Raw genomic sequence first — 21084 nt, 5'->3', positions numbered from 1 at the left:
GTCATGCAGTTCACAATCCATCCGGTGAGAACGGCGCTCGGTAAAGGCCCAGTTGCGGCGCAAGTGTTTCTCCGGCGCCCGCCTGTGGGCCGCTCGCAGGGCCGGGACGGGCGGCAGCGGTTCGAGACGGCCCAAGGACCTCAAGCTCGCCCATACCTGTCGGTCTGGCGCCCGCGCGCCCTCATCGTCGAACGACCTGCGGTTGCAGTCCGCTGCGCCAGCCCCGGCCGGGGCCTACTCGGCGGACGGGTCCGCGGTGCGGGCCTCGCGGAGGCGGAGGGCGATGGTCGCGCGGACATCGGCACGCAGGCGGTCCTGCTCGGCGGCCTGGCCCGTGTCGTGGTCGTGGGCGATCAGAGGACCGAGGTCGCGACGCAGGCGCGCGATGACGGCGTCGACCTGTCGGCCCGTGTTCTCGCCGGGCCGCCGCACCCACTCGGCGATCACCCGCAACCCTTCCCCCAGCAGAGCCCGCTCCCGCGGGCCGACGCCTTGCAGGGCGTCTGCGGCATCGACGGCCGGGGCCGGGGGCGCGTCCGGCCCTGGGGCAGCTGCCTCGGCGGCCCGTTGCCGCAGCCGCTCCGCGGACTCGCCCCCGAGCGCCGCCAGTGTGGCCAGCAGCCGCGTCATCGCCGCGTCGTCCACTCCGTCGCCCGTCACGTGTGTCCCCCTACGGCCTCGGGCGGTTCGTCGGTGTCGAGCCGGGTCTCGTGCCCGTCGATGATGGTCCAGCACTCCAATCCGTAGGGCCACAGCCGCGGGAGGTGTGCGCGTGCCTCGTCCGGGTCGAGGAAGACGAATGCGATGGCCTCGACGGGCTGTTCGGGGGCCAACGCATTGTCACGGAGGGCTGCGCAGGCATCGCGCATTTCGACAGACGAAACCGTCCGCCCCAGAACAACGACCTTCAGTACACACCGGTCCGCGTCATAGAAGCCCTTGATCTCATTGCGATAGGTGTACGGCTCGTGGAGGAATCCGCCCTCGTCGGAATGACCCATGCGTTGATGCGCGGGCCGCGCCATTTCCAGTGCGGCGGAAGCGTCCAGACCGAGGTCATGGAACTGTACCAGCGTGGTGTCGTCGGGGCCGTGGTGAAGGCGCCACGGTCCGGTTTCCAGCCAGCGGCGGGAGACCAGTCTGCGGTGCCCTTCGCCTCGGAAGGCGCAGGCCCAGCCATGCGGGTAATGAACCCCGCCGAACCCGGGCCCCGCGTAATTCCAGTTGACCTGCCACTCCCGGTGCCTGCTCCTGAAGGAGGCGATGTCGAAGGGGTAGCGGCTCAGCGTTTCCACAAGCTGCTCCGGCCCTCCGTCGAAGTCGAAGGTTGCTTTGACGAGTCGGCCCATGTGGAGGACCAGGCCGCGACTGTTGCTGGGGCCGTAGAACGCGGCCACCGAGTCGGAGGCGTGCGCGTGCCGGTCCAGCCAGTCCGCTGACGAAGGAACCGCATGGCCGTCCACCAGCACTCTTTGCGGCGTCTCCCCCTGAAACCACTGCTCGCTCAGCGTTCGTGTCAAGCCGGTGGGATCGGCGCCCGCCAGCGCCAGGCCCAAATCTTTCAACGTCATCCTCCGCCTCCCTTGGGCGCCTTCTGATCACCGAGCCATTCGCTCAGAGGCTTGCCGCCGCATCCCTCCGGGCTCAACGAGCGCAGCCCCAGGGAGAAATCCAGCCCCGAAGCCGCATGGATCACCACTCTTTGCCCGCTGGCGTTGAATATTTCGAGTTGGAGATTGAGGCTCTGGTTCACCTCAAGGAACGACAGAAGCCAGTCCGCATTCGTCCGGAAGCCTGTGGGGTCCAGAACGCTGTACACCACGCCGTTGACACTCCTGTAGCCGTCTCCGACGGGAACTTCGTGGCCGATCATGTTCACGAGATCCTGGAGTTGTTCCTTGTACTTCTTCTCGTTCCTGGCGGTGATGTTCTTGATCTCCCGGATGGTGTTCCCGTCGAGGAGGTCTATTCTGCGTTCCGTGCCGAGCGTGAAACCCGAGTCCTGGGCCTGTCTTGGGGTGACGGTCACTTGCGGTGTCGCATTCTGTGCGTAGTGATGTGCGTACCATGCCTCGCCCAGGCTCCCCTGGTCCCCGCTGCCGAGCGTTGTGCCGGCCGCCAGCAGTTCGGCGTGAGTCAGTTTCTCCGCCAACTTCTCGATATAGCCGTCCTTGGCGTTGCTCCGCACCGTCCTGTGGGTGAGGCCACCTGGTTCCTGCATGCTGCTGATGAATGTCTGCTTGTCGGGGATCAGGCCCTGGTCCTCCAGGAGTTTAATGAAAGCCCCGAACTCGTCGCCAGGGTTGTTGCCACCGAGCCGGTCGAACGCCTCCTCCTTGGTGAGCCCCTCGGGGAACCGCGGCTCCGGCTTCCTGGTCGGGGCTGGGAGACGTTCGCCGGTCTCGGGGTGGTAGTCGCCCAGCTTCTCGGCCGAGGTGCCCAGGCGGCTGCTCCAGTGTTCCAGCCTGACGATGTCCCCATCGGAGTCCAGGCCGACGCGGAACTGTTCGGGCGGTTTGAGTTGCGGCAGTCTCCCGGGGTGATCGGCCTCGATCCTGGCGGCCAGTTCGGCACCGGTGAAGTCCGCGGCGACGTAGCCACGGCCGGGGTCGAGGTTCCAGTCCTTGAGAGCCTGGGCGTGGGCCTCGACCTGGTCGATGAGGGAGGCGAGTTCGGCTTCCAGTTCCGCGCGGGCGGCCGGGTCGGCGTCGGCGTAGGCGCGGGCGCGGTCGGCGACGACCTTCGGAAGCTTCTGGAGTTCGAGGTGCGCCTCCCAGGCGCGGGAGCCGACCGGGGGAGCGCCGTGGATGCCGATCCACTCCGCGGCCTGGCGCAGCACCTGGCGAACGCGGCCGGTCAGGCCGCCGTAACGGAGCATCGTACGGGCCGTGGGGATGTGGAGGCGGATGTCCGCCGGAGTGGCGGACGCGCCCGCGACCATGCGGACATCGGTGATCAGACCGTCTGCGTCGAGGTCGTAGTGGACGCGCACGGAGCGGCCGGGCAGGGCGGGGTCGACGGTGATGTCGACGCGGCCCGCCAAGGGGCCGAGCGCGGTGCGCAGTTCCGCGGCAATGGCGCCGGGGTCGCGGGGGCGCACCGGGCTGTGGGCGCTGCCGGCGCCGCCGCTCGGGTCGATGTCGGACGGGTTCCAGGAGATGGCGCCGTCGGGGCCACGGCCCGGTTGGGGGGTGGCGCCGGACGCACCGCCGTCGGCTCCCGTGCCGGTGATGCTGCCCGCTCCGGTCGACGGGGCCTCGACACCTCCCGCGTCGGGGGCGCGGGGAGTGTCGGGTGCCGGGACGTCGGCACCTGCGCCAGGGACGTTGATCCCGATTTTGCCCAGGCCCGCCGAGACGCCCGCCTGGACGCGGGCCGTCATCGCCTCCACCCGGGGGTGGGCCATCACGCCGGAGACCGCGACCGTGGTCACGACGCTCAGCAGCACGTCCTCCCAGCCGAACGCCCGGCCGCTGATGGCCGCGTCGGCGGCGCCCAGGCCGACGTCCGTCACCACCTCGACGGCCATCTCGACGCTGACCCGCGCGACCGTGCCCAGGCCCGAGCGCAGCGCGGCGGCCGACGCACCGCCGCCGATCGCCCCGCCGATCGCGCCGAAGACGGCTGCCTTGACGACGCCGTCCAGCAGCGGCTGCCCGTTGAGCGCGTTGCTGACCACCTGTCCGACGGCGCCCGCCGCCGCGCCCACGATCGCGCCACCGACGATCAAACCGATCGCGCTCGCCGCGGCCCCCGCGCCCAGCGCCGCCGCGCCCGCCGTGACGGCGCCGATCACCAGCGGCCCCAGCGCGATCGACAGCGCGATCACGACGACGATGACGATGACGATCGTCAGGACGGACTGCCAGCGCGGCTTGACCTTGTCGGCTGCCTTGTCGGCCTCCTCGGTGATCTTGGGATGGATGTCCTGCGTCGCGGCCTTGGTCAAGGCCGCGGCCACCGCCTGTACCTGGCCGTCCGCTCCCTGCTGGAACTGGGAGGCCAGCTCGGTGTACGCCTTGTCGAGGCCCTGGAGGACCTGGTCGCAGGCATCCTGGTGGCCGTCTCTCATGGCCTGCGCCGTCCGGGCGTGCCCCTGCTGGAGTTCCCTCAGGCCGCTTGCGGTCTGCGCGGCCGTGCGGCCGAGTGTCTGCCCGGATGCCGCGGCGCTGCGCCGGGCGGAGGACGCCGCGGCGCCCGCGGTCGCGGACATGGCGCGCTCTGCGCCCTCCGCAGCAGAGCCCAGCGACGTGGCGGTCCGTCCCGTCAGCGCCTGCAACTGCTGGGCAGCGCTGTCCGCATGACCGTCCATCCGGGTGCCGGTGCGGGTGAGGACCTCGTCGAGCTGACGGGGGTCGGGCACCTCGTCCTGTGACAGGACTTGCAGGAACCCTGCCAGGCCGTCGTCCAAGCCCCGGCGCGCGGACGCCGCGCCCTTGCTGATCGTGGCGGATGCGGCGGACGCGCCGCGCTCCACGGCCTGCCGCTGCCGCGCCGCCTGAGCCTTGATTGCCGCGGTCTGCGACGCCTGGAGCTGCGCGAGGCTCTCTTCGGCGGAGGCCAGAGCCTGGCCGATGGCCTGGTGGGCGGTCGCCATCGCGTCCTGGGCTCCGTGCGCCGACTGGGTGTGGGCGCCGGCGAGGGCTTTCTTGCTCTGCGCCAGGACCGTGGTGAGGGTGCCGCGGACGTCGTCGGCAATGGAACGCACGGTCGCGTTGGCCTGCGGGCGGCCCTTGCGCAGGTCGGCCACCGGCTCGTCCACCGCCTTCGGCAGCTCGTCGCGGTAGGCGTCGCCGACGGCCGTAGCGGCGTCGGCGCGGGCCTTGCACCGGTTGTCGGTCAGTGGGCCGTCGAGCCAGCTGTCGTCACGGTGAATCATCTGCGCGCGGTACTGCCGGGCGCGTTGCGCCGCTGCGCCGACGGCCTGGCCGCCCGCCTGCGACGCGGCGGCCCGCATCCGTGTCTCCGTGTTGCCGTACAGGGTGTCCAGGACGGCCGTCCTGGACGTCACCCGTGCCGTCACGCCCTGGTTGGACGCAAGGTGGCCGCTGTTGACGGCGGTCCGTGCCGCCGCGGTCGCCTCCTCCATCGCCGCGGCCGCCGCCGCGTGGGCTGCCGCCACCTGGCCACGTGCGGCCTGAGCCTGAGCCCGGACATCCGACAGCGCGCCGGCGACCGCCGACCGCACCGCCGCCACGCCGGACGCCTCCGCGGAGCCGATCCGCGCCAGCGCCGCGGCCCGCGCGCCGCCCACCTGCTGCACCAGTCGGCGCCCAAGGGCCGCCAACTGCGCCGAGCGGGCGCGACGCTGCCCGGCGAACGCCGCGACCTTCGCCTGTGCGGTGCCCCGGTCCTGCGCCAGCTCCTGCCGGTAGACGCGCACCTCGTCGGCGTGCTGCTGGGGTGACTGACCCCACAGGGGCGGGAGGAGCGGCTCAACGTCCAGTTCGGTGAACCCGACCGCCTCGCCGCGGATCTGGCCCCCGGAGCCTTCGGCCGCGCTCGTTGCGGTTTTCTCTTCGACGGTGGGGTGGTCGGGCTGCGGTTGCCGGGGACCGGTGTCCTCTGCGGCCTCGCGGGCTGTACCGGTCGTGGCGGCCGCGGTGGTCTGCTGCTGCTTGAGCAGGGCCGCCCCCGGGCGTGGCCCGGACCTTGCCGCCGCCAGTTCGCCCTGGTGGGCGCGAGCGGCGCTCGCGGCCGCGGTCGCGGCACCGTCGGGAAGCCGTTCCGGGACGGTGGACGCGTCTGCGGACGGTCGCGGACGGTCCGGGCCTTCGACGGTCACGGCCCTGTGGACCGCGGGGGCACCAGAGCCCGGCCGCCCCCACCCTGTCCCGGCCCCCTCCTGCTGCACCGGGCCGCCGGACGTCTGCTCCAGGGTGCCGGGAGCGGCCGCTGGGGCCGTCGCTGCCCTGGCGGCCCCTGCTTCGCCCTGACGGAGCGTCGGTCCCGGGGCACGTCGTGCCGCCAGGAGCCGGGCGACGGCCGCGTTGCCCGCACCGCGCTGCAGCCGTTGCACAAACCGGGCGTCGAGCGTGCTGGATCCGCCGCCTGTCGGGCCAGTGGGTCGTTTTCGTCCGTCGCTGTCGCTTTCGGAGCGGATCTTTGGGGTGTCGGTTTCGTCGCTCTCGGGTGCGCGTTTGTCAGCGTGCACGTGGGGGTGGTCCCCTCAGCGGAGTACGGGGTGATGCGCAGTCCGTATCGAGCCTCTGACGAGGGCGGCGCTGTGGGGACCGGGCGCGGGGGCAGCACCACGGGCACCCGCCATGGCCCGTTTGGGCAGCGGTCGGGGCGGTTTCCGTGCCCGAGACATTGAGGTGCTCCTTGCCCGTTCGCCGCTGCTCCGGCGAGAAGGTTTCGTCCCGGCTCGCGGGTCGCGTGGGCCAGCAATCCGGGCGGTACGGCGGCAATTGGGTGCGAGACCGGTCGAACGGCCTATGGCGCGACGGGGGCTTCGTCGACTGGCGCCCGCGCGACGGACGCCCTCACCTATGCGCTGCCCATGGAGCTGGACGATCCCGCCGCGCTGGAACATCGAGGCACACCGAAGGCGTCCAGCTGCTCCTGGACCGCGATGGCCCTCACGGCACAACCAGGCGCTGGGCTTCTTCCGCAAGCAGGGCGGGAAACCCCTGGGCGTTACGGACTACGCGGAAGCCCTCTGCAAGGACGGCCGACCGCTGCCGTTCGATCGCAGCCGCATCTTCGCCTACGCCTTCCGGCCCACCTGCGCCCAGCGCCACGCGGATGCTGGCAACGCGGGAACGGCCGCTCGTCGTGGTCATCGACGACGTGCACCACTGCGACGACCTCACCCAGCAGGCGGTTCGCACGCTCACCGTGCAACTCGCCGACCTGCCGGTGCTGTGGATGCTCTACCTGCACACCGTGCGCGACCTCATCGACTTCTAAGTTACCGGTCTTGAGGCTAGCGTCTCATCGGTTGGAGGCGATGCGGTGGGTGTTCTCGTGGGTGGCGATGCCGTTCTCGGTGATCAGGATCGGCATGCCGTCGGTGACCTCGATCACTTCACTGGCACGGTCTCCCCGAGCGTGATTCCGCCTTCGCCGAACGCGGCCACCGCGACCCAGTAATCGGCTCCGGAGTTGAGGCAGCGCAGGTCGAGACCGGTCTGCTCGTACACCTGCCAACTGTGGTACAGCTTCCGCGGATGGCGGCCGTAGTGGATGGTGTAGCCGGTCGCCCCGGTGGCGGCATCCCACTCGATCCTGGTGCTGCGGCCGTCGACACGGTGGGCCCGGACGTGAATCGACGCCGGTGCCGCGCAGTCACTCGTGCCGAAGACGCGTACGCCGCTGAGTGCGAAGTCGCCCTCGAAGGGCATGCGGCCGCCGGTGACCCGGACGTACCTGGCGGGTACCGGTTCATCGGGCACGATGAACGCGTGCGGGGCATCGGTGTTCGTTCCCCGGGTGTCGTGCAGGACGGTCCACCGCTGTGCGTCCTGCGAGACCTCCACCGCGATCTCGGCCGGCGCATGGGTGGGGTAGACACCGCGCCAGATGCGGCGGTTCCAGTCCGTTCCCTCGGGGACCTCGGGGGCGCTGTCGCCCAGGCGATGATCCGCCAGGTTGACCTGGAGCGCGTGCACCGTCTTGGTCGCGCCGAGGTCGAGGGTCAGGGACTGGCCGGGTTCGCGCTTGCCGGCCGCCCACCACGTACGGATGTCCTCGTCGGCCGCCGACGCGGGGGCGTGGCCGGGGAGGGAGGACGAGGCGGTGGCCTCGGCCTTGTAGGACAGCAGCATCCAAGCCGGGGGCGTCCACGGGTCGAAAGGACCGTCCGGGACAACGAAGGGGTAGTCGGCGTAGTTCTGGTTGCAGAACAGGACCCCGTCCTCGTCGAATCCCGCGGGGAAGATCCCGACGCGCCGTTCGAAGTCGTCGTTCACCGAGATGCGCATGGTCGCCGCATGCCACCAGTTGCCGTGCCGGTCCTGGAAGGTGCTGCCGTGGCCCGCTCCTGTGATGAAGCCGCCCGGCTTCGACGAGAAGGGGCTGTCGAGCGAGTACGTGAACGGGCCCAGCGGGGACGAGGACGTGTAGTAGCCGTCGGCGTAGGTGTTGAGCTGCGTGGCGGGCGCCGCGTACTGCAGGTAGTACGTTCCGTCGTGCTTGGTCATCCAAGCGCCCTCGATGTAGGGCTTGCCCTGGAGCCGGGCGAGGACTCCCTCCTGCTCGGGGCGCGCCGGCGTCGTGAGGTAGTCCTCGCCGACCTGTTCCCAGCCGTGCGTCGCGACATCGGACAGGAACAGGGGTACCGGTTCGCCGATCCGCTCGAAGGTGCCGGACAGCCGCACCCCGTAGAGGGGCGCTTCGTTGTCGCAGCCCCAGTAGAGGTAGACCTCGCCGTCGTCGTCCTGGAACAGGTTCGGGTCCCAGAAGGGGAAAGTGCCCGGCGTCACCTCGACGAAATCGTCGGCCAGCGGGTCGACGCTGCGGAAGAACGGGCAGTTGGCGGTCTTCCTCGACGCGCTGATATACAGCGCGCCGTCGACCTCCCGGACGTCCGGCGCGTAGTCGAGGACGGGCAGCTTGGCGGTCGGACGGTACTCCCACCGCAGCAGGTCCTGTGAGTGCCAGAAGCCCGCCGACATCGAGACGAACATGTAGAAGCGGCCCCGGAACAGTACGACCGAAGGGTCCGCCGCCTCCCGGTGGACAGAGCGACGTACGCCGGTGCTCGTGCCGTCGGTGGTACGGATGTCCTGGTAGCGGTACGGGAGGTCGAGGGGATTGCAGAGCACGCGTTGGGCAGAGTGCATCGATGCGTCTCCTGCCGTGTGTGACATCGGATGGTGGGTGAGGTGAAGCGGAGGCCGGGTCAGCCGCGTTCTGTGAGCACCTTCACGTCCCAGGGGCCGAGTTCGACCGACTCGCCCGCCTGGTACGCGGTGGGGGTGAGGACGTCGTCCGCGGCGACGGGCAGCGTGACGGACACCGAGTTCCATGACCAGTTGTGCAGGAAGCGGACGCGGCGGCCGTCACGGGCGCCGGCCGACGTCGCCGTGACACTCGGATGCGGGCGGCCCCAAGCACCCTCGGGAGCAACCCAGTTGAAGAGTGCCTCGCCGAAGGCCGGGTCGGGCACCGTGCCGACGTAGGTGATGCGGCCGGCGCCGTACGGGCGGGTCGTGGCCGCGGGCCAGCGGCCGAGGTGCGGATCGTTGTAGGTGGCGAGTACGTCGGCGCCGTCCGGGACGAGGAAATCCGCCCAGTACAGGGCCCCCGCCTGGGGAGGCAGCGGGAGTTCGGTGCTGCCCCGCACCTCAACCGCCGTGTCCAGGTTGGTGAATTCGTCGTACGAGACTCCGGCGGGCCCGGCGAGGCGGGCCGGCTGGACGTCGGTGCGGGCCCGGGCTTCGTGGTCCGCATAGCCGGTGCGCGGGCCGATCACCAGGTGGCCGCCGGACTGCGCGAAGGCGAGCAGCCGGTCCAGCGTCGCGTCGTCCGCGACATAGAACGCCGGGGCGACGAGGAGCGGTGGCAGGTCCACCGTCCCCAGTTGGCCGGGGTGGACCAGGCGTGCCTGGAGGCCCGCGTCGAACGCACCGCGGTAGAAGGCGTCGAAGACGGTGGCGTGGGAGCGCTCGTCAGCCGCACCGTCCGGCGTGGCCAGTGCGGGCGTGGCCGCCAGCGCCCACTTGCTGGGCAGCGAGTACAGGAAGGCGACGTCCGCGTCCGGAGTGAGGGCGGCGACCAGGTTGCCTGCTGTCTCCAACTCGGATCCCAGGGCAGCGAGTTCGTGGTACATCCGGCCCGGGCGGCCGCTGTGGGGGAGGATGCCGCCCACGTAGGTCTCGGTGCCGAAGCGCAGGGTGTGCCAGTGCCAGTACTCGATCATCGAGGCGCCCCGCGCGACCAGCGCCCAGGCCGTCTGGCGCCACTGCCCGTCGTAGGCGGACTGGTTGCGCCACGAGGGGCCGATGCTCTGGGCGTTGGTCTCGGTGACCAGTAAGGGTTCCTGTCGGGAGGCGTAGATACGGTCGGCGATGCGGTAGAGCGCCCAGGTTCCCTCGTTGGCGGCCGCGGTCTGGCGCGTGGGGTGCGGGTTCGGCAGGGCGAGGGAGTCCTGCATCGGGTAGTAGGGGTTGCCGGCGGTGACGTCGAGGGTGCGGGTGAGCGCGTCGTCCTCGACCGCGGGGCGGTCGTAGGCGATACAGGTGGTGACGAACTGGTCGGGGCTCGCGTACCCGCGGACGATGTCGGCCTGCCAGTCGATGAACTCGGTGGTGAGAGCGGCCTGGAAGCGGCGCCAGGCCAGGTCGTACTGCGGCTGGCTGTTGCCGTCCGGTGTCCACAGGTCGGCCCAGGTCGACAGGCGGTGCGACCAGTAGGTCAGGCCCCACTCGCGGTTGAGGGTGTCCACGTCGCCGTAGGTGTGGCGCAGGTGGTCGACGAAGCGGTGGAAGACGCCGTGGTTGTGGAACAGTTCCAGACCGGGTTCGTTGTCGACCTGGAACCCGATGACGGCGGGGTGCTCGACGTACCGGGCGACGACCTTGCGGATGACGCGCTCGGCGTGGAAGCGGAACGCCGGGTTGGTGTAATCCACCTCCTGTCGGGAGCCCCAGCCGATGCGCTGCCCGGTGCCGCGTTCGCCGGCGATCTCCGGGTACTGACGGGCGAGCCAGGGGGGTATCGCGTAGGTCGGGGTACCGAGGACCACGGCGATGCCGCGCTGGTGCGCGCCGTCCAGGACCGGCTGAAGCCAGTCGAGGTCGAAGCGGCCGTTGTCGGGTTCCCAGGTCGACCACACCGACTCGCCGACGCGAATGACATTGAAGTGCGCCTCGACCATCAGGTCGAGGTCGTCCTCAAGGCGTTCGTAGGGCTGGTACTCGTGGTAGTACGCGGTTCCGAACAGGACGCGCTGGGGCAGCTGGAACATGGCTCTCCGTAGGTTTGTGAGGCGGCCCGGGAGGGCCCGGGCGCTCCGTCATCCGTTCGCGAGCGGGTCCGGGCGCCGGTCGCGTTGCACGCACTGGTCCGGTGCGAAGGAGTCGGCGAGGGCGGACCGGCGTGCCGTCATGGGTGGTCAGCCGGTGCCGGAGGCATTCGGCAGAGGGCTGGGGAACACGCCGTGGGAACGGGGCGCGGATGGTGGCGCGGTCGACGCCGGGGGATCCTTCGCGGTGTGGTGGCGGACATTGAGCGGTGGTGGAGCAGAGGCGTTCGAGGACGGTCGGCCGTGGGGAAGGGGCTGTGGTCGGTTTCGTGGACTGCGGGCGTCGCGTCGTCGGCGGTGATCCGTGAATGCCAGGCGTCCAGCCTCAGGAGGCGGCGCGGAACAGGCTCAGGGCAAGGCGATGGGGTCTTCCTCGACGGGGTGGGACCAGGGCGGAGACCCCCGGCAGCCGGTGACGGCGCGTCCAAGGGCGGGCTCCCGGATCAGTCGCGCGGCGGCTGGGTTGACTCCCGTACGACCAACTGCGTTGCCAGCTCGACGTGGTGGGAGTCGATCTTCTCGTCGGCGGCCAGTCGCAGCGCGGTGCGCAGGGCCACGGCCGCCATCTCCTGGACCGGCCCGTGGATGGTGGTCAGCGGCGGGGAAGTCACCTCGGCCAGCCGGGTGTTGTCGAAGCCGACGACGCTGAGATCCTCCGGTACGCGCAGGCCACGTCGCCGGGCGGCCTCGATGACCCCGGCGGCCAGTTCGTCGGATGAGGCGAACACCGCGGTGGGTACGGGGTCCACGGCCAGCAGTCGCGTTCCGTGCTCGGTGCCCTCGGCGGCGTGGAACGTACCGGCGTGGCGGATCAGTTCGGGTAGCACTGGTGCGCCGGCCGCCTCCATCGCGCTGCGAAAGCCGTGCAATCGAGCCTGGTTGGAGCCGGCGTGCTCCGTTCCGCCGAGGTAGGCGATCCGGCGGTGGCCGAGGCGGAGCAGATGGGTGGCCGCGGCGTGGCCGCCGGAGAAGTTGGTCGCACCGACACTGACGATCGAGTCGTCGGGCAGTGATTCCGGGTCGAGCAGCACCAGCGGTATCCGGTAGCTGCGCAGGGCGTCGCGGACCGGCGCCGACAAGGTGTTCGCCGTGACCGCGATGACGGCACGCCGTCCGGCGGCGGCCAGACCGCGGGCCCAGGGCACGGGATCGGCCGTCGGGTCCTGGTTTCCGCGCCTGCTCACCACGACGGCGATGCCCTCGTCGGTCCCGGCGTCCACCACGCTCTGAATGATCTCGGTGTGGTAGATGCTCAGCCGGTCGAAACCGAAGAGCAGCTCCACGGTGGGGTGCGAGCGCAGATCGTCCCGGTTCCCGCCGTAGTTGTAGCGGCGCAGGAGGTCCATGACCTTGTCGCGCGTCTGCTGGGCCACGTCCGGGCGGCCGTTGATGACCTTGGAGACGGTGGCCACGGAGACGCCGGCGGACTCGGCGACCTTCGCGAGGGTGACGCGTTGAGGCTCGGATGCCATGGCTCTCCCAGGGGGCAAGGAGGCGGGTCAGTGGCCCGCGCTGCGTAGCACCGTAGCACCGAAATTTTTTTCGAAACACCTCTGAGTCAAGACTGGCTGGACGCTGGGAAATTCGCCGTGCCGTAAGGATTGACGAAGGTGTGTCGTGAGCCTGGCGTTCACCGCCAGCGCGATTGGCAGAAACATATTTCGAGTAATGAGGGCCGGTCTTTTCGGTCCTGTGTGGCCGCAGCCCCCTCGCGCGACGTCTTCGCCACTCACTCAAAGGGACGGACCCACGATGAAGCGATTCCACACGGCGGGCACGACAGGTTCGACCACCTCCACGGGACCCTCCCGACGCGGCTTCCTCCTGGGAGCGGTCGGGACCACCCTCGCCGCCACCTCGCTGGCGGCCTGCGGCTCCGGCGACTCTGGCGGCTCGGGCGGCGGCTCGGAGATCGTGTTCATGAACCAGTCCCGCGGCCAGGCCGCGACGCTGAAGAAGCTGGCCGAGCAGTACACGAAGCAGACCGGCGTGAAGATCAGGATCGACGACGTCGGCCCCACCGATTTCCTGACCAAGCTCCAGTCGAGCTCGCAGTCCCGCGACATGCCGGACATGTACTCGGTGGTCGACGGCCACTCCATGGCCCCCTACTACAAGGCCGGCTGGGCCATGGACCTGACCGACCGGATGAAGGGCAGCTGGGGCGACAGCTTCAGGCCCGCCACGCTCAAGACGACGGCGTTCGGGGCGGACAACCCGCAGGGTGTGAAACCGGGCATCTACAGCGCCCACTGGGAGGCCCCGGCCCTGGGCGTCTTCGTCAACGCCGCGATGTACCAGGCCGCCGGTCTTGACCCGGACAAGGCGCCCGCCTCCATGAGCGAGTTCATCGATCAGATGCGGAAGATCAAGAAGTCCGGGAAGGGTCCCTTCTGGTTCGCGACCAGCCTCTCCAATCAGGTGGTCCAGTCGTACGCGTCCAACTACATGACCGACGAGGAGCTGAACGCCACCTTCGTGGGCAAGAACAGCTGGAGGAGCGAGGGTTGGCGCAAGACCCTGCAACTCGTGGTCGACCTGCGGGACGCCGGCGTGATCGCCACCGGCTCGCTGCCGAGCGGCAACACCGACAACCCCACAGTGGAGAAGGCCTTTTTCAACACCCAGGGCGTCGCGGCCGTCTTCGACGGCACCTCGGCCGTCGGCGTTGCCCGTGCAACTGCCCCGGACTTCACGGACTTCCGCTCCTTCCCACTCCCCAAGGCCGACGACGGCACGCAGACGCCGCGCCTGGTCAGCGGCGCGGCCAAAGGCGCTGCGGTCAACCCCCGCAGCAGGAAGGCGGCCGAGGCGCTGAAGTTCCTCCAGTGGCTGACCGCCGCGGACCAGCAGCGGGTCTGGGCCACGGGGGTCCCTCTGATCCCCTCCGCGCGCGCCGTTTCCGACAAGAACGTCCCCAAGCAGCTGGCCGGCGTCGCCGCGGAGATCTCTCACATCCAGCTCGTCCAGAACCAGATTGTCGAGCAGGTCAACACCGCCTTGCAGAAGGGCACTCAGGCCATCGTCCTCAAGGAGCGCACGGTCGCCCAGGTTCTCGGTGACCTCGACACGGCGCAGAAGAGTGCGTGATGAGGCGCCGCAACCGGATGCTGGCGGCCTGGGTATTTCTGGCACCGGCCCTGGCCGTGATCGCCTTGTTCACGGTGGTTCCGTTCGTGCAGGGCATTCTCCTGAGCTTCCAGTCCTGGGACGGGGTGAGCCTGGACACGCCGTACATCGGGCTCGACAACTACCGATACGTGCTGCACGACACCCAGTTCTGGGGCTCGATGAAGAACGCCGTCCTCTACGGCGTGGTCGGCCTGATCGTGGCCAACGCGGTGTCGATGGTGATGGCGCTGGCCGTGCACCGGGTCCGCCGCGGGTCCGCGTTCTTCCGGACCGTGTACTACCTGCCCGGCGTGTTCTCCACGGTTGTGGTGGGCGTGACGTTCTCGTGGTTCCTCGACCCGAACATCGGGATCGTCAACCAGATGCTCAAGACGGTCGGTCTCGGCGGGCTTCAGCACAACTGGCTGGGGGATCCCAAGACGGCGGTGATCGCGGTCGCCGCCGTGTTCGTCTGGTACCACTGGGGATTCGGTTTCATCCTCTTCCTGGCCGGCCGGCAGGACGTGCCCAAGGAACTGTACGAGGCCTCGTCACTGGACGGGGCCCGGGGATGGACTCAGTTCCGCTACGTCACCTGGCCCGGCATGTCGCATGTCACCGGCATCGTCAGCGTGCTGACCCTGCTGAGTGGTCTGCAGATCTTCGGCACCGTCCAGGTGCTGACCAACGGCGGCCCCGCCGGTCACACCGAGGTCCCCACCCTGCACATCTACCAACAGGCATTCCAGTACAGCGAGTACGGCCGCGCGGCCGCGATGTCCGTCGTCTTCGGGCTGTGTCTGGTCGTCCTGGCCTGCGTTCAGCTGTGGGTCTCCCGCCGGCTCGGCGCAAGCACCGACTCCCGGACGGAGAAGGGAGGACGTTGACCATGAACACGCTTCTGGAACCGGCACAGGAATCCGATGCGTCGTCGGTGTCGCATCCGGCACCGGGCCCGAGCCGCCGCCGCAACCGTCTGCCGCGGATGGCTCTGTACGGCCTGCTGATCGCCGGAGCGCTTGAGGCTCTGGTGCCGGTGCTGTGGGTGCTGAGCGGATCCCTGCAGAGCGCGAAGCAGCTGTACAAGGGAACCGACCCCCGTCCCGCACCCGTTCGCATGGGGCAACTTCGCCACCGCGTGGAACGAGGGCGGCTTCCGTCAGTACCTGCCCAACAGCCTCCTTTACACCACGGCCGCAGTCCTCGGGATCCTGATCACCGCGAGCCTGGCCGGGTACGCGCTGGCCCGCATCGAGTTCCCCGGCCGGAGCGCGATCGTGGGGTTCATCCTCGTCATCATGATCATCCCGCTGCCGGCCTCGTTCATCGCCCAGTACAAGCTGCTGATCACGCTCGGGCTCGCCAACACCCGCATCGGCTACATCCTCGTCCTCATCGCGGGCGGCCTGCCGATCTCCATCCTGATCATGCGCGGATTCTTCGCCAGCCAGCCCAAGGAACTGGAGGAGGCCGCCGCCATTGACGGCGCCTCCCTGTTCGGCACCTTCTGGCGCATCATCCTCCCCCTCGCCAAGCCGGGTCTGGTCGCGGTGGCCGTCATCCAGGCCATGCAGGTCTGGAACGAGTACCTCATGGGCCTGGTCCTGTTCAACGACAGTTCCCTGATGCCCGTACAACGCGGACTCACCAACTTCGTCTCGGCTGATTCCCCGCAACAGCAGATCCTGCTCGCCGCCTCGCTGATCGCGGTGCTCCCGATCGTCATCTTCTACGCGATCGCCCAGCGCCACATCGTCAGCGGGCTCTCGGCGGGCGCGCTCAAGTGACCAGGGCTTGGGTGGCCAGGCCTCCAGCGACACGTCTCAAGTGACCCAGCAACGACCAGTGAGGGAGCCGCAGTGTCCATAAGAGCTGGAAGAAGCATGCGTTGCACCCTCGTGAGAGGTGCCGCGGCCGCCGTACTGGCGCTCGCCGCGGCCCTCTCCAGCGCCCAGGCCCAGGCGGCCGTCGGCCCGTCCACGGCCCCATCGACGGCGGCGGACACGTCGAGCGCGCGTCAACCGCAGGTCACCATCAGCGAGTTGCCGGTGCCGCCGACTGTCCCCGAGGACGGCGTGTGTACCCACTCCACCGGTTGTGTCTCGGCCGACTGGGGTGGGATCGGATCTCCCGGCCAGGCCAGGAACGCGAAGTACGTGTTCCTGGGCATCACCTACGCCGGGGCCCCGGAGTCCGGCCCTGTGAGCATCTACACCGGCCCGCAGGTCCTGGTGGTCCGCACCGACGGCACCACCTTCCCGAACGGCGAGGCATGGAAGTGCCTCACCTGCGGGGTGTCGTACGGCTCCGAGATCGCCACCAGCCAGTTCACCTACCCGCCCGCGAACGAACTACCCGACCGCAAGCGCGTCCTGGTGGGCAACGGCATCCTGTCGTGCGGTACCGACGGCGCCGAGTACGCGGTCACCGACCCGCGCTGTACCGCCGCCAACACCCGTATCACCCCCATCTACTGGAACGACAGGCCGCTCTTCGAGCCCGACAGCAACGGCATCGACAACGGCCGGGAATGGCGGCTGAGCCCCGACGGCGTGCACCTGGTGTGGGATGTCCTCGACTACAGGCTCCTCTCGGAGATCCCGTACGTCGGCCGGATCACCTACGACAAGAAGAACAGCCGCTACGAGCTCACCGGCGTCTCGGTCCTCGCCAACCCCTCGGCCGCGTACCAGCCCCTGGTCGTCGAAGACGGCGGCAAGCTCCGGCTCAACAACGCCGGCATGGTCGGCGAACCGCGCGGCTTCACCGCCGACGGGCGGGCGACCCTCGGCATCCAGAGCGCGAACTCCGACAGCATGGACGCCTGGGCCACCGACCTGGCCACCGGCGCCTCCCACCCGGTGACCCGGAACGCCCAGTACACCGACCCGATGGCGGCATCGCCCAACGGCAAGTGGCTGCTCGCCGAAGAGGTCAGGGGCTCGGACCGCCTCGACTTCATCGCCGGGATGCCGGGAATCCCGGCGCTCACCGCCCACGTGGGCACCGCCGCGTACGTCGCCGGGATCCGCAACGAGGGCAACCGCCGCTACTTCTCGCCCTGGCTCGTCGACCCCAGGACCGGTGACGGCTTCCAGCTCAACGCCGGGTCCGACCGGGACTGGAACGCCGCCGCCGACCCGGCGTGGCTCGCCGACAGCACCGCCGTCGTTTACACCGAGAACCGCGCCTGCGGCGCCAACCCGGCACCGCACCGCTGCGCCGGCTCGACCGAACCCGGCGGCCGCAACAGCCGGCTGATGATCGCCCGCTTCCTGGACCTCAGGCCCACCGCGCCGGTGACTCCCGCGCAGGTCTCCGACAAGACCTGGGGCGTGCCCTACGACCCGGACGCGACGCCGCCGACGGCGAGGCAGATCCCCAACGGCACGTACACCCTGCGCGGCAAGGCCCGGGGCTCGGCCACCGTACAGATCACCAACAACAGCGCCGGCACCCAGCCCCTCAGCGTCGCCGTCGACTACAACGACTACAGCGACGACGGCATGAACATCATCAACGGCACCGAAAAGGTGGAGCGCGCGTCGAACACGGCGCTCGGCTGCACGCCGGGTACCGCCTCGGCCCTCGCCTGCCTCACCTGGACCGAGGACCTGACCCTGTCCGGCCGGCACACCGGTACCAAGCGCACCGGCCCCGACGGATTCACCCTCGGCCCGTCCGTGATGCTCAGCAACGAGTTCCATGCGGTCGGCACACTCACCACGACCATCGACGGCACCCCCCATACGCAGCCGGCCGACGGCCACTGATCCCAGCGGATCCAGATCCGGACACCGGAGGAAACAGACCGGATGACTCACCAGGCCCCCGACACACCGTACGAGCTGTGGATCGATGGTGGCGGCGACCGGTTTCCGGTGTCCGGCAGCCACCCGCGCCTCTCCTGGAAGCCGCCCCGGAGCGCCGGAGCGCCGGACGACCCATACGAACTGCAGATCCACATCGACGGGCGGCCGGTGCAAGGAGCCCTGACCGTCGGCCACCTGTTCACCGACTGGCCGCTGTGCCCGCTGCGCAGCGGGGAACGCGTGCGTTGGCGGGCACGGCTCCGTACCAGCACCGCGGCCCGCGCGTGGAGCGCCTGGCACGCCTTCGAGGCCGGCCTGCTCGACGCCGACTGGACCGCGTCCTGGATCACGCCGGCCGACGACCCGCAGACCACGCACCTTCGCCCCGGCACACGGCCGGCGCGCACCCTGCGCGCCACGTTCAGCACCTCAGAGGTAGTGCGGGCGCGCCTGTATGCCACGGCCCTCGGGGTGTACGAGGCGTTCCTGAACGGCGAACGCGCCGGAACCACCGAACTCGCGCCCGGCTCGACCTCGTACGACCGCACTCTGTACGCCCAGGCGGCCGACGTCACCTCGTTCGTCCGCCCCGGCACCAACACCCTTGAGATCGTGCTCTCCGACGGCTGGTACCGCGGCCAGGTGGGAGCCTTCCGCAAACCGGCCGGCTGGGGCGAACTCCTGGCTGCCCGCCTGCAGTTGCATCTCGATCGCGCCGACGGGACGCGACAGATCGTCCGCACGGACGAGCACTGGACCTCCTGTGCGGGACCCGTCGTCCGGGCCGACTTGATGGACGGTCAGATCACCGACTTCCTCAGCGCGTCCGGCGAGCAGCGGCCCGTTCTCGTCGACGCCGTGACGGCACCCCCGATCGACTGGTCCCCGGCCCCGCCCGTACGCGCCGTCGAAGACCTTCCCTGCATCTCGCTTACCCGGCTGCAGGGCGGCGCCTGGATCGCCGACTTCGGCCAGAACGCCTCCGGTTGGATCATCCTCACCGATCTGGGCCCTGCCGGCACCCGTACCATGATCGACTACGGTGAACACCTCGACCCCCTGACCGGGGATCTGACCACCACCCATCTCGACTGCCAGCGCCCCGGCGACCCGGTGACCGTCTTCGTCCAGCACGACGAGGTCGTCTCCTCGGGCGCCGCCGACGAGGTCTTCGAACCCCGCCACACGGTGCACGGATTCCGCTACGCCCGGCTGGAGCGCGGCGACGCACCGCTGAACACGCCGAGCCTCACCATGCGGGTGGTCCACACCGACCTGCGGCCCACCGGCACCTTCGCCTGCGGCAACGAAGACCTCAATCACCTGCACTCTGTGGCCCGTTGGAGCTTCAGGGGCAATGCCGTCGACGTGCCCACCGATTGCCCGACCCGTGAACGGATCGGCTGGACCGGGGATTACCAGGTCTTCGCGCCCACAGCCGCGCGCCTCTACGACATCCACGGATTCAGCCGCAAGTGGCTGCGCTCGGTCCGCGACGATCAGCTCGACGACGGACGCATCGCCAACTTCTCCCCGGACGGACGGCGCATCAAGCTCCACACCGACCAGCGCCTGGACACGATGACGGGCTCGGCCGGCTGGGGCGACGCGGTCGTCCTGGTGCCGTGGCTGCTGTACGAGACGTATGGTGACCGCCAAGTCCTCGCCGAGAACTGGGACGCGATGGTCGGCTGGGTCGAGTGGGCCCTGGCCACCGCCCGCACGGCTCGGCACCCCTCCCGCACGGCCCGGTCCGCCGAACCCTTGCCGCACGAGGAGTTCGTCTGGGACGGCTCTTTCCACTGGGGGGAGTGGTGCGAGCCGAAGCCCCGCGCCCGTGACGGCTCGATCATCGAATGGGCTCCGGGCGAGCCGGAAGCCTGGATGGCGGCAGACAAGGGAGAGGTGGGCACCGCCTTCCTGTACCGCTCCACCGCCACCCTCGCCGCGGTCGCCGACCTCCTGGGCCGCGCGGACGAGGCCGCCCGGTACACGCGCCTCGCGGAGCGGATCAAAGACGCCTGGTGCACGGAGTTCCTCGGCGGCGACGGCCGCACCACCGTGGACACGCAAGCGAGTTACGTTCGTGCTCTGTCCCTCGGCCTGGCCCCCGAGAAACTGCGCGACGCGGTCGCAGCGCGCCTGGCCACACTGATCCGTGAGGCCGGCACGCACCTGGGCACCGGCTTCCTCTCCACCGCCGACCTGCTTCCCGTCCTCGCCGACACCGGCCACGCCGACCTGGCGTACGAGGTCCTGCTCCAGCGCACCTCACCGTCCTGGCTCGGCATGCTCGACCGCGGCGCCACCACCATCTGGGAGGACTGGGACGGCGTCGACGAGAACGGCGACGCGCACGACTCGCTCAACCACTACAGCAAGGGCGCGGTGATCAACTTCCTGCACACCCACACCCTCGGTCTGCGTCAGGCGGAGGGTTCCGTGGCCTGGGAACGGTTCGTTGTCGCGCCGGTACCCCACGCCTCTGTCGGCTGGGCGCGCGGCTCCTTCGACAGCCCGCGCGGCACCATCGTGGTCGAATGGCGCACGGAGGACGGCGAGTTGGCGATCACCGTCGATGTCCCGCCCACGGCTTCCGCTGCCGTAGTCCTCCCTGACGGTGAGGAACTGAGGGTGGGCCCGGGCCTGTCGCACATCGTCAGGCGACAGACCGGCCTCTTCGGGGTGCCCCGGCCAGCGGCACGGCCGTGTCGGTGAACCCGGCGGGCGCCCGTCCGGTCCCGGTGACTTCCCGAGCGCGGACTCTCCCGTGGTGCCCGAGGAGGCGAGCGTTCTGCAGCGCGGGCTCGGCCTTCGCGGAGCCGGCCCGGCGGCTGGCTGTCAGCCACAACTTCATCAACGACCGCTACGGATCCAAGGCGGTCTTCTGGCGCGCCGTGATCGACTCCGCTTTCGGACCTCAGCTCGCGCGTGTGCCTCAGGCCGACCCCTGACCGTCGGCCCCCAACCAGCAGTTCCCGGCCGTGTCGGCCAACGGTCCGGCACTCGGACCGCCAAGGCCTGCTCGGTCCAGGTCAGCGGCTTCAGTGCAGGCCGGGTGCGAAGACCGCTCGGCCACGGCCGGTTTCACCCATGAACGACTGCCCGCCCCTGTCGATCCGGGCAGGTGCGATCGGAGCGCAGGGCCGCATCTGGCCGCGGGCGCCACGTCGGCCGACTCGGCCGACGGCT

General features: G+C 70.0%; 12 protein-coding genes. 6 read left to right on the top strand and 6 right to left on the bottom strand.

What is annotated here, in order from left to right; translation table 11 throughout:
- Window positions 1-234 precede the first annotated feature (234 nt).
- Genes AC27LF_RS22705 through AC27LF_RS22695 form a run of 3 tightly spaced genes read right to left on the bottom strand, consistent with a single transcriptional unit; the run spans window position 235 to window position 5785 of the window.
- Window positions 235-660, bottom strand: a complete 426-nt coding sequence (locus AC27LF_RS22705; protein ID WP_479662949.1) for a hypothetical protein — start codon at window positions 658-660, stop codon at window positions 235-237.
- Window positions 657-1571 (bottom strand): hypothetical protein, encoded by a 915-nt coding sequence (locus AC27LF_RS22700; RefSeq protein WP_479662948.1) that lies wholly within the window; start codon window positions 1569-1571, stop codon window positions 657-659. The genes AC27LF_RS22705 and AC27LF_RS22700 overlap by 4 nt, the downstream gene beginning before the upstream one ends.
- Window positions 1568-5785: a hypothetical protein gene (locus AC27LF_RS22695; RefSeq protein WP_479662947.1), complete on the bottom strand. Its 4218-nt coding sequence runs from the start codon at window positions 5783-5785 to the stop codon at window positions 1568-1570. The genes AC27LF_RS22700 and AC27LF_RS22695 overlap by 4 nt, the downstream gene beginning before the upstream one ends.
- 962 nt (window positions 5786-6747) lie before the next feature.
- On the opposite strand from AC27LF_RS22695, the gene AC27LF_RS22690 reads away from it, so the two are divergent.
- The gene (locus tag AC27LF_RS22690; protein WP_479662946.1) at window positions 6748-6912 is read left to right on the top strand and encodes a hypothetical protein; all 165 of its coding nucleotides are present in this window, start codon (window positions 6748-6750) and stop codon (window positions 6910-6912) included.
- A gap of 113 nt (window positions 6913-7025) precedes the next feature.
- On the opposite strand, the gene AC27LF_RS22685 is transcribed toward AC27LF_RS22690, so the two are convergent.
- From AC27LF_RS22685 to AC27LF_RS22675, 3 genes are all read right to left on the bottom strand, one after another.
- The gene (locus tag AC27LF_RS22685; RefSeq protein ID WP_479662945.1) at window positions 7026-8786 is read right to left on the bottom strand and encodes a family 43 glycosylhydrolase; all 1761 of its coding nucleotides are present in this window, start codon (window positions 8784-8786) and stop codon (window positions 7026-7028) included.
- A gap of 59 nt (window positions 8787-8845) precedes the next feature.
- Window positions 8846-10912 (bottom strand): beta-galactosidase, encoded by a 2067-nt coding sequence (locus AC27LF_RS22680; protein ID WP_479662944.1) that lies wholly within the window; start codon window positions 10910-10912, stop codon window positions 8846-8848.
- Between the two features lie 500 nt (window positions 10913-11412).
- Window positions 11413-12441, bottom strand: coding sequence for a LacI family DNA-binding transcriptional regulator (locus tag AC27LF_RS22675; RefSeq protein WP_479662943.1), 1029 nt, complete (start codon window positions 12439-12441; stop codon window positions 11413-11415).
- Window positions 12442-12721: 280 nt separating this feature from the next.
- On the opposite strand from AC27LF_RS22675, the gene AC27LF_RS22670 reads away from it, so the two are divergent.
- The 5 genes from AC27LF_RS22670 to AC27LF_RS22650 all read left to right on the top strand — a co-directional run bounded on the left by AC27LF_RS22670 (window position 12722) and on the right by AC27LF_RS22650 (window position 20610).
- The gene (locus AC27LF_RS22670) at window positions 12722-14059 is read left to right on the top strand and encodes an ABC transporter substrate-binding protein (RefSeq protein ID WP_479662942.1); all 1338 of its coding nucleotides are present in this window, start codon (window positions 12722-12724) and stop codon (window positions 14057-14059) included.
- Window positions 14059-14967 carry a carbohydrate ABC transporter permease gene (locus AC27LF_RS22665; protein ID WP_479662941.1) on the top strand — a complete coding sequence of 303 codons (909 nt, stop codon included), beginning with the start codon at window positions 14059-14061 and terminating at the stop codon, window positions 14965-14967. Before AC27LF_RS22670 ends, AC27LF_RS22665 begins: the two co-directional genes overlap by 1 nt.
- Before the next feature lie 390 nt (window positions 14968-15357).
- Window positions 15358-15867, top strand: a complete 510-nt coding sequence (locus tag AC27LF_RS22660) for a carbohydrate ABC transporter permease (protein WP_479662940.1) — start codon at window positions 15358-15360, stop codon at window positions 15865-15867.
- A gap of 96 nt (window positions 15868-15963) precedes the next feature.
- On the top strand, window positions 15964-17853 hold the full coding sequence (locus AC27LF_RS22655; protein ID WP_479662939.1) for a TolB-like translocation protein: 1890 nt from the start codon (window positions 15964-15966) through the stop codon (window positions 17851-17853).
- 42 nt (window positions 17854-17895) lie between these two features.
- Window positions 17896-20610 (top strand): family 78 glycoside hydrolase catalytic domain, encoded by a 2715-nt coding sequence (locus AC27LF_RS22650; protein ID WP_479662938.1) that lies wholly within the window; start codon window positions 17896-17898, stop codon window positions 20608-20610.
- Window positions 20611-21084 lie beyond the last annotated feature (474 nt).

It is taken from the genome of Streptomyces diversicolor, assembly GCF_057537855.1.
This window is presented reverse-complemented; position numbering and strand designations above follow the sequence as displayed.

Excerpts from the sequence above, each read along its gene's own strand:
- AC27LF_RS22700 (WP_479662948.1), bottom strand. The coding sequence starts at position 1,571 with ATGACGTTGAAAGATTTGGGCCTGGCGCTGGCGGGCGCCGATCCCACC.
- AC27LF_RS22690 (WP_479662946.1), top strand. The coding sequence starts at position 6,748 with ATGCTGGCAACGCGGGAACGGCCGCTCGTCGTGGTCATCGACGACGTG.
- AC27LF_RS22685 (WP_479662945.1), bottom strand. The coding sequence starts at position 8,786 with ATGCACTCTGCCCAACGCGTGCTCTGCAATCCCCTCGACCTCCCGTAC.
- AC27LF_RS22680 (WP_479662944.1), bottom strand. The coding sequence starts at position 10,912 with ATGTTCCAGCTGCCCCAGCGCGTCCTGTTCGGAACCGCGTACTACCAC.
- AC27LF_RS22675 (WP_479662943.1), bottom strand. The coding sequence starts at position 12,441 with ATGGCATCCGAGCCTCAACGCGTCACCCTCGCGAAGGTCGCCGAGTCC.
- AC27LF_RS22670 (WP_479662942.1), top strand. The coding sequence starts at position 12,722 with ATGAAGCGATTCCACACGGCGGGCACGACAGGTTCGACCACCTCCACG.
- AC27LF_RS22665 (WP_479662941.1), top strand. The coding sequence starts at position 14,059 with ATGAGGCGCCGCAACCGGATGCTGGCGGCCTGGGTATTTCTGGCACCG.
- AC27LF_RS22655 (WP_479662939.1), top strand. The coding sequence starts at position 15,964 with ATGCGTTGCACCCTCGTGAGAGGTGCCGCGGCCGCCGTACTGGCGCTC.
- AC27LF_RS22650 (WP_479662938.1), top strand. The coding sequence starts at position 17,896 with ATGACTCACCAGGCCCCCGACACACCGTACGAGCTGTGGATCGATGGT.